A 13,087-nucleotide genomic window follows, 5' to 3' on the forward strand; every position below is an offset into this window, starting at 1 on the left:
TCCTTTTCTGTTACTTGACAATGCTTATTTTCATTTTAGGAAATGAGCATTTTGACAACTTTTGAAATTGTCGCTCCGTCTGCTTTTCCATCAAGTAAAGGCTTTGCAATTTTCATTGCATCCCCCATATTCATGCCTGAAGTAATACCAGCTGCCTGAAGCTCAGCTGAAATTTCTTCCTCTGTTAACTGTTTTGGTAAGAAGCTTTTTAAAATGACTAATTTTGCTTCCTCTTTTTCGATTAAATCTGGACGGTCTGCTTGCTTTGCACCTTCTAGTGACTGGTTTGTCTGCTTAATTTCACGATTAATGACAGCAATTTCTTCCTGTGGCGTCAATTCCGCACCTTTTTCCTTTTCTGCAGAATCCAAAGCGGACTTCACTAAAGTTAATACCCCTTTAGCCAATACATCTTTGTTTTTCATCGCTTGCTTTAATTGGTCAAATACAATTGTTTTTAACATGCTGTCTACCCCTTTACATTTAAATAAGTACATGACTTATTTGAATTACCTTCATTGTACCATGTACCCTTTCATTACATAAATTATTCATGAACAAATTTGTTTGATTAAAGAAAAAAAGTATAGAAAGTCTCCTCACTATACTTTTTACATTTAATTATTCAATTCATAATGCTTCCCTTTTACAAGGTAGAATAAATGCTCGGCTATATTTGTTGCGTGGTCTGCCGAACGTTCGATACAGCGGCATACGTATGATAAACTCGTCACTTGTGCCACTTGCTCATTGGAAACAGACAACTTCATTAAGTTACTCAGTATATTGCCTGTTAATTCGTCGACCTCATCATCCAGTTTTGCAATTTCTTTTGCCTTAGTTGTATTCTCCTCTAAAAAGGCGTCGACAATTTGGCGCAGCATTAAAATTGTTTTATGGAACATTTCCTCAATCGGCTCCACGCTCGTGACAAATGGTGTTTTTCCGATTCGAATTGTTTCCTTTGCGATATTGACCGCATGATCACCTATGCGTTCCATATCCGTTGCTGCTTTAATCACAACAATTAAACGGCGTAAATCTGTCGCAACAGGCTGTTGTTTTGCAATGAGTAAAATGACACGGTCATTGATTATTTCCTCCAACCGATTAATCTTCGGATCGGTTTCTATAACTTGAAGCGCCAAATCAATATCCTTTTTTAAAAAAGCTTTAAAAGACTCCTGCAATGAATGAATACTTAAATCACACAGTTCCATTAAATCTTGCTGTACCGCTATTAGATCATGTTCAAAACGCTCCCGAATCATCGTTATCATTCTCCTTTTCTCATTATCCAAATCGACCGGAAATATAGTCTTCGGTGCGCTGATCTGACGGTGTCGAGAAAATGATATCTGTCTTATCAAACTCTACTACTTCCCCGTTCAGGAAGAAGGCCGTTTTGTCGGAAATACGTGCAGCCTGCTGCATATTATGTGTCACAATGACGATTGAATATTGTTCTTTCATCTGTTGTACAAGCTCTTCAACTTTTAATGTTGAAATTGGGTCAAGCGCTGAAGTCGGCTCATCCATTAAAATGACATCCGGTTCGATTGCCAAACAGCGTGCGATACAAATACGCTGCTGCTGACCGCCTGATAACCCATAGGCATTTTGATTTAAACGGTCTTTTACCTCATCCCAGATGGCTGCACCTCGCAGTGACTTTTCCACAATTTCATCCAGGATTTTCTTATTTTTAATTCCATGTATTCGTGGTCCGTATGCGATATTATCATAAATCGATTTTGGAAACGGATTCGGTTTTTGAAACACCATGCCGACCTTCGTGCGCAGTTCTTCCACTTCATAGCCGTTTGAAAAAATATTACGGCCGCGATAATTGATTTCTCCTGATGTCCGTACGATTGGCACAAGTTCTACCATACGGTTTAATGCTTTTATATATGTCGATTTCCCGCAGCCGGAAGGACCGATAATTGCCGTTACTTCGTTTTCCTTCATGTCTAAGTTGATATCTTTTAAAGCATGGTGATCCCCATACCATAAATTAAAATTATTGGACTGCATGACATTCGCTTGATTCTGTTCGATTCCCATTGCAGATTGACGCACATTATTTTTCGTTAATACTTGAACCATTCCATTTCACTCCTAATAACGTTTTTGGAATTTATTTCGAATAAAGATTGCAATGGAATTCATCGTTAATAAGAAAATCATTAATACGATAATTCCTGCTGAAGCCACATACTGGAACGCTTCTTGCGGACGTTTTGCCCAGTCGAAAATCTGCATCGGCAATGCGGTAAATGTATCGAGATATCCTGTTGGTAAAAACTGCAGAATGACTGGAATACCGATTACTACTAATGGTGCTGTTTCACCAATTGCTCGAGATAACGCTAAAATACTACCTGTTAAAATTCCCGGAATAGCTGCCGGCAGTACGACCCGAACAATCGTTTGCCATTTCGTAGCGCCCATTCCGTATGAAGCTTCGCGCTGTTCATTTGGTACCGAGCGGATCGCTTCTTGAGCCGCAACAATAATAACAGGCAATATGAGTAGACTCATCGTCAGTCCGGCTGCCAAAATACTTTTTTCAAATCCAAACAGTCGGACGAAAATTGTTAATCCGAGTAAACCGAAAACTATTGAAGGAACCCCTGCCAAGTTAGAAATATTTATGCGGATAAAATCATTTAATTTGTTTTGCTTTGCATATTCCTCTAAATACAACGCTGTACTTACCCCTAAAATAATCGAGACAGGGGCAACAACGCTCATCAGCCATAATGATCCGACTAGTGCTGCTTTAATCCCTGCATTTTCGGGAATACGTGACGCGAAGTTTGTAATGAAATTCATATCTAAAAAACCAATTCCTTGCGACAAAATTCGGTATAGTAACATACCTAAAGAAACAAGGGCAAAACTTGTAGCAATAATGAAAATTATTTTCCACATTTTATTCGAATTGAGGCGTTTATTCATCCGCTTCATCACTAAATCTTCTTGTATATAGCGCATATTAATACTCCTCTCGGAAGCGTTTTGAAATGTAGGTTGCAAGCAAGTTCATTGCTAAAGTGAAAATAAACAATGTAAACCCTACTGCGTAAATTGAGTAGTAAATAGTTGTACCGTAACCGGCATCACCTGTCGTTACTTGCACGATATAAGCAGTCATTGTTTGAATCGAATCAGTAAAGCCAAAGTCGAATTTTGGTGTAGATCCGCCTGCCAGTGAAACAATCATCGTCTCCCCTATTGCCCGGGAAATACCTAATACGACAGAAGCGACAATACCTGATAATGCGGCTGGCAGCACAACCTTAACTGCTACTTCGAATTTTGTCGCCCCTAACCCTAACGCACCTTCACGAATCGAACTTGGAACAGAGCTCATTGCATCTTCGGACATGGATGTGATCATTGGCAGTATCATGATTCCGACAACAATTCCGGGGCTTATTGCATTAAATATTTTCAAATCGGGAATAATGGCCTGTAAAATGGGTGTAATAAATGTTAAGGCAAAAAACCCGTAAACAATTGTTGGTACACCTGCCAGTACTTCTAAAATCGGTTTAATAATTTTTCGTACACGTTCTGATGCATATTCACTTAAATAAATGGCAGCGCCCAAACCGAATGGTACCGCTACAATAATAGCAATCAGTGTTATTTTAAATGTCCCGAATATTAATGGTAATACTCCATACAATGGCTCCTTACCTGAGAATGGCAGCCATTCTGTACCAAATAAATAATCGGTAATCGACACTCGCGTGAAGAATTCAAATGTCTCAAATATTAGTGTAAATACAATCCCAAACGTCGTAAGAACCGAAATTGTTGCTGCTAAAAATAACCCGATTGGTACTAACTTTTCGATTACTTTCTTTCCTTTGCGATTGCGCGAACGCTCGATTAATTGTTGGACACTTACTTGCTCCTGTTGTTTAAGAGCCATGTGCGAAAACTCCTTCCAGTCATCTATATAAATAATCGGTCAATTTTCATCATTAAAAAACGTGTGGGGAGGCATGAGAGCCACCCCACACTATTAAACATCGTAATTATTTTAATCCTTCTAACTCTTTTAGAGCTTCTTCATACTTTTCATCTGGTAAGCTCACATACCCTACTACTTCTGCCATTTCACCAGCATTTTCAAGTGTAAATTTCATGAAGTCATATGTAGCTTCATTGTCTTTAAGTGCACTGTTTTTCACATAAACGAAAAGTGGTCGTGATAATGGTGAATATTCACCTGATTCGATTGTTTCGTTTGTCGGTTCCACACCGTCAACAGTTACAACTTGTAATTTATCTTTATTTTCCAGGTAGTATGCGTATCCGAAATAGCCGATTGCATTTTTATCTGCTGTTACACCTTGTACTAACACATTGTCATCTTCAGATAATGTTGCTGTTTTAACAATGTCTTCACCGTCTAAAATGACTTCATCAAAGTAATCATACGTACCTGAGTCAGAACCTGGTGAGTAGAATACAATTTCTTCATCCGGCCATGAAGGATCAATATCAGACCATTTTTTCGTAGAACCATCTTCAATCCAAATCTTCTTTAATTGGTCAACTGTTAAATCTTTTGCCCAAGTATTTTCAGGGTGTACAACTACCGATAAACCGTCGTAAGCAAGTTCAAATTCTGTATATTCTACTCCTGCGTTTTTAAGCTCTTCCATTTCAGTATCTTTGATTGGACGAGAAGCGTTTGAGAAATCCGTTTCACCATTGATGAATTTTTCGAATCCGCCGCCTGTACCAGATACACCAACTGCTACGCGTACATCTTTTTGTACGCCCGCGTATTCTTCAACTAATGCTTCTGTAATTGGAGCAACTGTTGACGAACCATCGCCTACTACGTTACCTGTCAATTGTGCGCTGCCAGTTTCAGCTTGTTCAGTGTTTGTTTGTGCAGATGTTGATGTTTCATCATTATTTTCTTCTCCACCACATGCTCCTAAAAGAATTGCTGAACCTAGTAAAGCTGTTGATGTTAAGTACTGCCACTTTTTCATTTGTAATTCCTCCGCTTGTTTAATAGATGTTTTTCTTACAATTCCAACTATAGTCACAAATTGTTAAGCTTATATAATTCCGCAGTTAATTGAATGTAAAGCTTTGTAAATAAAAAAGACAATTTACAGGATTTCCCGGCAAATTGTCTCATTTTCTTCTTATTGAATCTTTTTTACGCTTTTAATGTTAATAAGTTTAATAGGATGTTCCTTATAGGCTGCTTTTTCCTTTTTCGTCTTTACTTTATGTACATAAAGTAAAATGGTTTTCGCATCTTTTGGATGGGCATAGCCTTCGAACGTAGCATTATATAACACCGAACCGTCGCGCATTGTAACCGTCGCTTTTTTTGCGTCAACCAATTCTCGTAAAAAAGGATAGGCTTTAACATTCCGCTCGCGTTCGGCACGGACTAAACGGGGCTCCAGTACAAGCAGGAGCCCTTCAAAAATAACAATATAGATTACCGACATTAAAATAATGAGCCATGCCGGCAAATCCATGGATGCTAGAATCGCTGCATTACTTAGGGCACCGATGATCACAACAATATGTATTATCTTCTTTCTCATTAAATCTTCTCCTAAAAAAAATCCCGTAGTCAGAAACTACGGGATCATAATTTTATTCATTTACAGTTTCAACCTCTTCATCCTCATCCAGCTTTTCATCTGAATGCTTGATGATCGGTTTTTCTACTTTACTTGTAGATAAGCCCTCTTCTGCATATTTATTTTTCAGTTCAAAATAGGAATCTACTAATTCACGTGCTGTCAAATTCGCCTGTGGTAAATAGTTATTTGTAAAGTTCGTTGTTGCCCATGGAAAAATGACTGCATAAGCAATTTCAGGATCATCATATGGTGCGTAGCCTACATGGACAATATTGATCGTGTTAGTTTTCCATTTATCACGCTGCGGTCCATAGTAAACTACCTCGGCTGTACCCGTTTTACCAGCAGCTGTATAATCTGCTGTTTCAAACTGACGGCGGGCAGAACCATTTGCCCCGAAGTAAACTCGGCGCAGACCTTCTTGTACATGTTCAATTTCTCCTTGGCTGTTTTCGATTTTGTTTAAAATTTTAGGTGCTACTTCTTCCACAACTTGCCCTAAATACTCGCCATCTTTAGAAGGGTTGCGTATTTCTTTTAACATGCGTGGTTGAATACGGTAACCACCGTTTGCAATCGTTGAAATATATTGTGCCAATTGCATCGTTGTATACGTATCAAACTGGCCGATCGCCAAGTTTAATAGTTTTACATCGGTATCCGGGTCTGCCTGATAGCCTGTCGATTCCCCAGGAAGGTCGATCCCCGTTGGCACACCTAGTCCAAACTGAGCATACTCATTTCGCATTGTTTGCAATGTACCCGAAGCTAAACTAAAGCGCATTCCTGGTGAATACGTACGGCCGCCAATACCCATCGCAATTTTGAACATATAGACGTTTGATGAACGTTCCAATGCCGTTAAATCATCCAGCATGACACTACCAGTCTTATTGAATAAAGTATTCAGTGTAATATTCCCGATTCGCATTGGTGAATCGAGCATAACCGTCCCCGGTTTAATAACTCCCTCATTGTAGCCCATTAAAACGGTTGCTGCTTTTACAGTTGACCCTGCTTCATATGCTGAAGTGAATGTACCGTAAGAATAGTCAACAATATAAGGTTTGCCAGTGTCTTTATCTTTTTCTATTTTCTTGCCGACTACAGATAATAGCTCTCCGGTTTTTGGACTCATTGCAACTAAAAATCCGCGGTCCAATAATTGAGAACCACCTTTAGCTTTTAATTCCAATAAATACTTCTCCAAAATTTCATCAGCTTTTTGCTGCAGTTCCACATCGATTGTTGTTACTAAATCTTTGCCGGGCTCCCCTGCGAAAGTCGTCATCGTTTCAACTACTTGGCCCTTTTTATTCGTTATGTTTTTAACGACTGATTTTTCACCTTGCAAAATTTCTTCATACTCTGCTTCAAAATAACTTTCCCCAACACGGTCGTTCCGAGAATAATCACGTGCTAAATAAAAGTCCAGTTTCGATTTTGGTACACCTTTGCTTGGTACCGTTGTTCGACCTAAAATCGCTAATGGTGATAATCGTACGCGTTTCCAATCGGTTGTCGTATTCACACCAGGCAGATCCGCCAATTGTTCTGAAACGCGAGCAAATTCTTCCGGTGTAACATTCTCACCTTTAATAATTTGCGGTGATAAATTATAGCCCGTCATCATTTCACGATAAATCGCGAGAACTTCCAGGTCAAAGTCGGTAAGCTGTTCCAGTTCTTCATCTGTAATCCGATCCCGAATCCGTCGATCATACTCTTTATTGATTTCCTTCGTTTCTAATTCTTCATTTTCAAGTTGGAATTTCGTCATTTCCTTTTGTGTTACTTTTTCTTTTGCTTTTTCCGGATTCCGTAAAATCCAGAAATCTAATTTATCGCGCTGTGTTACTTTTTCTGTCGGCTGCTCGATGAGATTTGCAAGTTTTTCTGCAATTTCAAGCATTTCAGCGGATTTTGTTGTTTGCATTTTTGTATACGTAATCGCATTTTCAGGCTGATTATCAACTAAAATACGACCATAACGGTCAAAAATACGGCCACGGGGCACACTAGTATTTACCCGCACTTCCTCTGTACGCTCTAATGCACGCACATAATCTTCACCTTTTACAATTTGTATATATCCTAGACGAAATATTAGTACTGAGAACAAAACAAATATTGAAAAGAAAAGGATATTCATCCGAAAAGTTAAACTTGCCCGTTGCTTTGCCTTCGGATTTTGCTGACGATTTTGCGTAATTTTGCGCAAAGAACTCTTCCCCTTCCTTACTTTATGTATCGTGTACATGAATGTATAGTCATAGCTTTTAGTATAACACTGAAAACTCCATGAAAAAAGAGTTCAGATTTTTATTATTCATCTTTTAGACGGCTGTACTTTTATAAAGTTTCACAAAAAAGAAGCTTCACGAAAATTACGTGGAGCTTCGTCAACTTTTTAGGAATTTCTTACAACAAGAACGTCACAGCGGGCATTTCTTAATATCCCTTCCGATACAGATCCAAGGAAAAGGCGGGCTAATTCCCCTTTTCCGGTTACACCGCAAATAATTAAATCAATTTTTTCCTGCTGAGGGATATCACGTGCAATGACGTGCTTAGGCGTTCCGTATTCAATAAGTTTTTTTATATTTACCAAGCCTGACTGCTGCGCTTTTTTTTCATAACTATCTAACAAATCCTTTTTATTATTCGTAATTTTTTCCGCCATATCAAAGTTATAGCCTTCTGAAAATGCAAAGGAACGGGTATCAATTACATGAACAATATACAGCTTACTTCCGACATTACCCAGTGCCACTTGCACAGCTCTTCTAAAAGCAATCAGCGACTCATTCGTTTCATCCACGGCAACTAGTATATTTTTGTACGTCATGCTCATTTATTCCTCACCTCTCTTTACTTTATTCACAAGTAGCTTAGTTTAGGTGTACTTACGACTATATAAGGAAGAATAAAATATAAAAAAAAGCTCTGCAACCGAAGGTACAAAGCCTTTTAGAAAATACAATTATTAAGCTGGACTACCTGCATCTTGTTCCATTCACTGGAACCATGCAAGATGTCGAGCAATAAGACAGGACGATCAAGGAAATGTCCGCTCGTTTGTCCTTCTTTATTTATCTCTGTATTTCATTTTCATAGGCAGCAATCCACTGCTCTACCGACATTTTTTTGCTCAGTTCCCCGATCAGTTCATAGGGGATATGTTTTGTCGAGGTCCAGCGAATACAGCTTTTCCCCATATTTAGTTTTGTCGGAACCGCTTCGGCATAGGCTTCCTGAAACCATTTGAGAAGTTCAGGATTACTGTAGATGCCCATATGATAAAGGCCAATATGGCGCTTTTGTGGAGCAAGGGCCAAAAACGGTAAGGGCGTGTTCGGTGTTACATGATACCCCTTTGGATAGGTAGTTAATGGTACATTATATGCGATCATATTCCTATCAATTGACTTTTCAAACCCTGGCGGCAAGTTCTCATCAATCGCCTCCATTAATTTGATAAAAGCACCGTGCCACTTCTCATCAATTTGTGCAATAAATTCATCAATCATCCACTGTCGCACCCCAATTCTATTTACTATTTTGAGCGTAGCAGATAACTGTAAAAAAATACATAAAAAAACGCATGGAAGTAATGAACTTCTCATGCGTTTTACGTTTAAAATATTTTGTACCTGCCGCTTCGCTTTCGGTACAGAAATAATTAAATTTGAATGTGCAAATTTAATTATTTTGCAGCTTGGAACTTAGCTTCTACTACGTCCCAGAAGTGCTCCTGTCGCTTCGCTTTCGTCGCAAACTGGTTGTCCGTTTAGTATATAGCTACTTCTTCGCATATTATTTTGCAGCTTGGTATTTAGCTTCTACTACGTCCCAGTTCACTACGTTCCAGAATGCACCGATGTAGTCTGGACGACGGTTTTGGTAGTTTAAGTAGTAAGCGTGCTCCCAAACGTCTAAGCCTAGAATTGGTGTTTTACCTTCCATTACTGGAGAGTCTTGGTTTGGAGTTGAAGTAACAGCTACACCGTCACCATCAACGATTAACCAAGCCCAACCTGAACCGAAACGAGTTGTTGCAGCTTTTGCAAATTCTTCTTTGAAAGCGTCGAATGAACCGAATTTTGCATCGATTGCAGCAGCTACTTCACCTACTGGAGTGTTAGAACCGCCTGGAGCGATTAATTCCCAGAATAATGTGTGGTTAGCATGTCCGCCACCGTTGTTACGTACAGCAGTTTGTTTGTCAGCTGGTAAAGCATCGATGTTAGCGATTAACTCGTTGATGTCTTTGTCAGCGTATTCAGTACCTTCTACTGCTGCGTTTAAGTTTGTTACGTAAGTATTGTGGTGTTTAGAATGGTGAATTTCCATTGTTTTTGCATCGATATGTGGTTCCAATGCGTCGTAAGCGTAAGTTAATTCTGGTAATTTGAATGCCATGATAATATTCCTCCCTGGAACAAGTAATTAATGTTGATTACAGTACTAGGTTATCAAAAAATGATTGCTCATTCAATGAAAAAAACAGTAATATTTGCATTTCAGTCTTTTGACGGAAAGGCTGTGGATTACTCGTCTCACCTGTGTTTGTAATCTTTCCTCTACTAGTGTAAGCGATATCCGATCGATTTTACAAATATTTGCTCCCCATCAATTAAATCTACTTCAATTAATAAAAGAAACTAAATAGCAATAAAAAACAAGACAATCATAATGACTTGAATAATACCTTTCGTTACCACCGATGTTAAAAATCCGACAACAGAACCAACGCCAACTTTAATCGCCTGCTGTAGATTGCTTCGTGTCACAATTAACTCGCCAATGATCGCACCGATAAAGGGCCCTGCGATAATTCCGGCAAACGGTATAACAAATGGCCCGATCAATAAACCAATCGTACTTCCCCACATCCCTGCTTTTGATCCGCCGAATTTTTTCACTCCAATTAGGTTCGAGATCGTGTCTGCCGCAAATAACAGTGCAACAAATAATAACTCAATTAACCAGAACCACCACGGCAATTCGGTAAAACTGTAAAATAGCCCATAAACGATAAACCCGCCCAACAAAAATAAGACAGATGGGATAATTGGATATACTAAACCGATAAACGCGATAATAAACAGCGCAATAATAAGTGTCCATGCAATAATGTCCAACCATTTCACATCCTTTCAAATTTTCTTCTTATATGTGTTCACAGATTATACGTAATAAACAAAGAAAAGATTCAATTTTCTATTCCGAGTTCAAATCGAATTTTTTTCATGTTACACTACCTTTGTAAAGGAGCAACCAACAATGAAAATTTCACATATGCAGTTACTTATACATAGTTTAACAAGCCCTAAAAAACTGGGCGCCTATCGAATTCTATCAATTGGAAAAGTGATGCAGTATGCCTTTTTAATGATTACCCTTATTACCGCTTTTTCATTCGGCCAATTTATCAATACAGGGACAGCCGAAATTTTCGGTTATTCGGAAATTGAACAGTATGCACAAAATATTCAATGGATTGTTTACCCGATTGCCATTGTATTTTTATTCGTACTAAATACGGCGATCTATTTTATTAAGGTAAGTTTATATGCACTTGCAGGTTTGTTTTTCGTTAGGCCGATGAGACGGCGCGGTGAATATCGGCAAGTATGGCGAACAGCTGTTTTTGCAAGTACATGGGGAACATTTCTAACGATGTTCGGAAATCTGTTTATCCTCTCTCAAACTGTAGTCACGCTTAGCAGTATTTTTATTACGATGCTCTTTATAATCGTTGCCTTAACAAAATATCCCGTACAAAAATAATAAATTCTCCTTATGAATCATATAGTTTAACAATCTATTAACGAGTTAAATTGTAGAGAGATAAGGAGGATTTTATTGCGCTTTTTAATAGCTTCCATTGTGCTTTTGTTGTTTGCGTTTGTCATTAAAGTAGATTTACAGGAAGGTACGCTCCCATTAGCATCCTTTTATGCTGCTCCTCAATCATGTGAGGAAGCGGAAAAAGAAAGCTATGTAGTCGTAAAAATCCAGCAGGACGATACAATTTACAGCCTATTCTCAGCAACTCCCTCGCCTATTAAAACCACTTTTCCTGAAAGACTTGCCCAATTTTATCAACTTAACCCGCATTTGAATTTACAGCCACTTGTACCAGGAGATACTGTCCTCATCCCAATCATCTCGAACGTGAAGGAAAATTGTCTAAATTGAATTCATAATGTTTCTTCCTTGTTCTTCTTTTCATACACTGATAAAATAAGGAACAGTGACGGCTTACATATCGTTATATCTATATAGGTGATATAACCACATTAAAAGCCTGAAAAGGAGAGAATTTTTCATGAGTGAAATCGTTCACCGTACGAAAACACGTCCTGTGCGTGTCGGTAACTTAACAATTGGTGGTAATAACGAAGTCGTAATCCAAAGTATGTGTACGACGAAAACACATGATGTAGAAGCAACAGTTGCCGAAATTAAACGTTTAGAAGAGGCAGGTTGTCAGATCGTACGTATTGCAGTACCGGATGAGCGTGCTGCAAATGCAATACCTGAAATAAAAAAACAAATTAATATCCCATTAGTAGCGGATATTCACTTTGATTACAAATTAGCACTAAAAGCCATTGAAGGTGGCATCGATAAAGTACGTATCAACCCGGGTAACATCGGGCGCCGCGAAAAAGTAGAGGCAGTTGTAAATGCCGCAAAAGCAAAAGGTATTCCGATTCGTATCGGTGTTAACGCTGGTTCTTTAGAGCGCCATATCCTCGAAAAATACGGCTACCCTACTGCAGATGGAATGGTAGAATCTGCATTGCACCACATTAAAATTTTAGAAGACTTGGATTTCCATGACATTATTGTTTCGATGAAAGCATCGGACGTAAATTTGGCTATTGAAGCATATGAGAAAGCTGCACAAGCATTCAATTATCCACTGCATTTAGGAATTACAGAATCAGGTACATTATTTGCCGGTACTGTTAAATCAGCTGCCGGTTTAGGTGCGATTTTATCTAAAGGGATCGGGAATACATTACGTATTTCATTATCTGCAGATCCAGTGGAAGAAATTAAAGTAGCTCGTGAATTATTAAAATCATTTGGCTTGGCATCAAACATGGCGACATTAATTTCATGTCCGACTTGCGGCCGTATTGAAATTGATTTAATTTCGATTGCCAACGAAGTAGAAGAATATATTTCTAAACTGAATGTTCCGTTAAAAGTAGCCGTTTTAGGCTGTGCGGTAAACGGTCCTGGAGAAGCACGTGAAGCGGATATCGGTATTGCCGGTGCACGTGGCGAAGGGCTGTTATTCATGAAAGGTAAAACAGTTCGTAAAGTTCCTGAAGAAACAATGGTGGAAGAACTGAAGAAAGAAATCGATAAATTAGCTGCTGAAATGGTTGCAAAGCGCGAAGCAGAAATAAATGCAAGCGTGTAAAGAA

The 13,087-nt window shown here is 38.7% G+C and carries 15 protein-coding genes; 3 read left to right on the forward strand and 12 right to left on the reverse strand.

All coding sequences use genetic code 11. From position 1 onward, the window contains the following. Positions 1 to 35: 35 nt before the first annotated feature. From MHH37_RS13020 to MHH37_RS13075, 12 genes are all read right to left on the reverse strand, one after another. A complete protein-coding gene (locus MHH37_RS13020) occupies positions 36 to 464 on the reverse strand; it encodes a GatB/YqeY domain-containing protein (RefSeq protein ID WP_342573450.1) in 429 nt (142 codons plus the stop codon). A 153-nt stretch (positions 465 to 617) separates the two neighbouring features. After that, the gene (phoU, locus tag MHH37_RS13025; RefSeq protein ID WP_342573451.1) at positions 618 to 1,271 is read right to left on the reverse strand and encodes a phosphate signaling complex protein PhoU; all 654 of its coding nucleotides are present in this window, start codon (positions 1,269 to 1,271) and stop codon (positions 618 to 620) included. 22 nt (positions 1,272 to 1,293) lie between these two features. Continuing rightward, the gene (gene pstB, locus MHH37_RS13030) at positions 1,294 to 2,067 is read right to left on the reverse strand and encodes a phosphate ABC transporter ATP-binding protein PstB (RefSeq protein ID WP_231918655.1); all 774 of its coding nucleotides are present in this window, start codon (positions 2,065 to 2,067) and stop codon (positions 1,294 to 1,296) included. A 54-nt stretch (positions 2,068 to 2,121) separates the two neighbouring features. Beyond that, positions 2,122 to 3,000, reverse strand: a complete 879-nt coding sequence (pstA, locus tag MHH37_RS13035; RefSeq protein ID WP_008408564.1) for a phosphate ABC transporter permease PstA — start codon at positions 2,998 to 3,000, stop codon at positions 2,122 to 2,124. 1 nt (position 3,001) lies between these two features. Continuing rightward, positions 3,002 to 3,946, reverse strand: a complete 945-nt coding sequence (gene pstC / locus MHH37_RS13040; RefSeq protein WP_008408566.1) for a phosphate ABC transporter permease subunit PstC — start codon at positions 3,944 to 3,946, stop codon at positions 3,002 to 3,004. A gap of 106 nt (positions 3,947 to 4,052) precedes the next feature. Next, positions 4,053 to 5,024, reverse strand: a complete 972-nt coding sequence (locus MHH37_RS13045) for a PstS family phosphate ABC transporter substrate-binding protein (protein WP_008408567.1) — start codon at positions 5,022 to 5,024, stop codon at positions 4,053 to 4,055. A 159-nt stretch (positions 5,025 to 5,183) separates the two neighbouring features. Next, on the reverse strand, positions 5,184 to 5,597 hold the full coding sequence (locus tag MHH37_RS13050) for a response regulator (protein WP_342573456.1): 414 nt from the start codon (positions 5,595 to 5,597) through the stop codon (positions 5,184 to 5,186). A 52-nt stretch (positions 5,598 to 5,649) separates the two neighbouring features. After that, entirely contained in the window at positions 5,650 to 7,860 is a 2,211-nt protein-coding gene (locus tag MHH37_RS13055; protein ID WP_342573457.1) for a penicillin-binding protein 2, read from the reverse strand. A gap of 189 nt (positions 7,861 to 8,049) precedes the next feature. Further along, positions 8,050 to 8,493, reverse strand: coding sequence for a universal stress protein (locus tag MHH37_RS13060; RefSeq protein WP_342573458.1), 444 nt, complete (start codon positions 8,491 to 8,493; stop codon positions 8,050 to 8,052). Positions 8,494 to 8,731: 238 nt separating this feature from the next. Beyond that, a complete protein-coding gene (locus tag MHH37_RS13065) occupies positions 8,732 to 9,169 on the reverse strand; it encodes a DUF1801 domain-containing protein (protein WP_342573460.1) in 438 nt (145 codons plus the stop codon). A 286-nt stretch (positions 9,170 to 9,455) separates the two neighbouring features. Next, the gene (locus MHH37_RS13070) at positions 9,456 to 10,061 is read right to left on the reverse strand and encodes a superoxide dismutase (RefSeq protein ID WP_342573462.1); all 606 of its coding nucleotides are present in this window, start codon (positions 10,059 to 10,061) and stop codon (positions 9,456 to 9,458) included. A gap of 242 nt (positions 10,062 to 10,303) precedes the next feature. Beyond that, positions 10,304 to 10,783: a DUF456 family protein gene (locus MHH37_RS13075; RefSeq protein WP_014823406.1), complete on the reverse strand. Its 480-nt coding sequence runs from the start codon at positions 10,781 to 10,783 to the stop codon at positions 10,304 to 10,306. A gap of 142 nt (positions 10,784 to 10,925) precedes the next feature. Here MHH37_RS13075 and MHH37_RS13080 point away from each other — a divergent pair, with 142 nt between their 5' ends. From MHH37_RS13080 to ispG, 3 genes are all read left to right on the forward strand, one after another. Next, entirely contained in the window at positions 10,926 to 11,432 is a 507-nt protein-coding gene (locus tag MHH37_RS13080) for a DUF1189 family protein (protein WP_342573464.1), read from the forward strand. Positions 11,433 to 11,507: 75 nt separating this feature from the next. Next, positions 11,508 to 11,843 carry a hypothetical protein gene (locus MHH37_RS13085; RefSeq protein ID WP_008408576.1) on the forward strand — a complete coding sequence of 112 codons (336 nt, stop codon included), beginning with the start codon at positions 11,508 to 11,510 and terminating at the stop codon, positions 11,841 to 11,843. Positions 11,844 to 11,973: 130 nt separating this feature from the next. Next, entirely contained in the window at positions 11,974 to 13,083 is a 1,110-nt protein-coding gene (gene ispG / locus MHH37_RS13090; RefSeq protein ID WP_008408577.1) for a flavodoxin-dependent (E)-4-hydroxy-3-methylbut-2-enyl-diphosphate synthase, read from the forward strand. Positions 13,084 to 13,087: the final 4 nt, after the last annotated feature.

Origin of the sequence: Solibacillus sp. FSL K6-1781 (assembly GCF_038630735.1) — a bacterium.
GTDB classification, from domain to species: domain Bacteria; phylum Bacillota; class Bacilli; order Bacillales_A; family Planococcaceae; genus Solibacillus; species Solibacillus silvestris.

Excerpts from the sequence above, each read along its gene's own strand:
- MHH37_RS13065 (WP_342573460.1), bottom strand. The coding sequence starts at position 9,169 with ATGATTGATGAATTTATTGCACAAATTGATGAGAAGTGGCACGGTGCT.
- pstC (WP_008408566.1), bottom strand. The coding sequence starts at position 3,946 with ATGGCTCTTAAACAACAGGAGCAAGTAAGTGTCCAACAATTAATCGAG.
- MHH37_RS13080 (WP_342573464.1), top strand. The coding sequence starts at position 10,926 with ATGAAAATTTCACATATGCAGTTACTTATACATAGTTTAACAAGCCCT.
- ispG (WP_008408577.1), top strand. The coding sequence starts at position 11,974 with ATGAGTGAAATCGTTCACCGTACGAAAACACGTCCTGTGCGTGTCGGT.
- MHH37_RS13020 (WP_342573450.1), bottom strand. The coding sequence starts at position 464 with ATGTTAAAAACAATTGTATTTGACCAATTAAAGCAAGCGATGAAAAAC.
- MHH37_RS13050 (WP_342573456.1), bottom strand. The coding sequence starts at position 5,597 with ATGAGAAAGAAGATAATACATATTGTTGTGATCATCGGTGCCCTAAGT.
- MHH37_RS13070 (WP_342573462.1), bottom strand. The coding sequence starts at position 10,061 with ATGGCATTCAAATTACCAGAATTAACTTACGCTTACGACGCATTGGAA.
- phoU (WP_342573451.1), bottom strand. The coding sequence starts at position 1,271 with ATGATTCGGGAGCGTTTTGAACATGATCTAATAGCGGTACAGCAAGAT.
- pstB (WP_231918655.1), bottom strand. The coding sequence starts at position 2,067 with ATGGGAATCGAACAGAATCAAGCGAATGTCATGCAGTCCAATAATTTT.
- MHH37_RS13045 (WP_008408567.1), bottom strand. The coding sequence starts at position 5,024 with ATGAAAAAGTGGCAGTACTTAACATCAACAGCTTTACTAGGTTCAGCA.
- MHH37_RS13060 (WP_342573458.1), bottom strand. The coding sequence starts at position 8,493 with ATGAGCATGACGTACAAAAATATACTAGTTGCCGTGGATGAAACGAAT.
- pstA (WP_008408564.1), bottom strand. The coding sequence starts at position 3,000 with ATGCGCTATATACAAGAAGATTTAGTGATGAAGCGGATGAATAAACGC.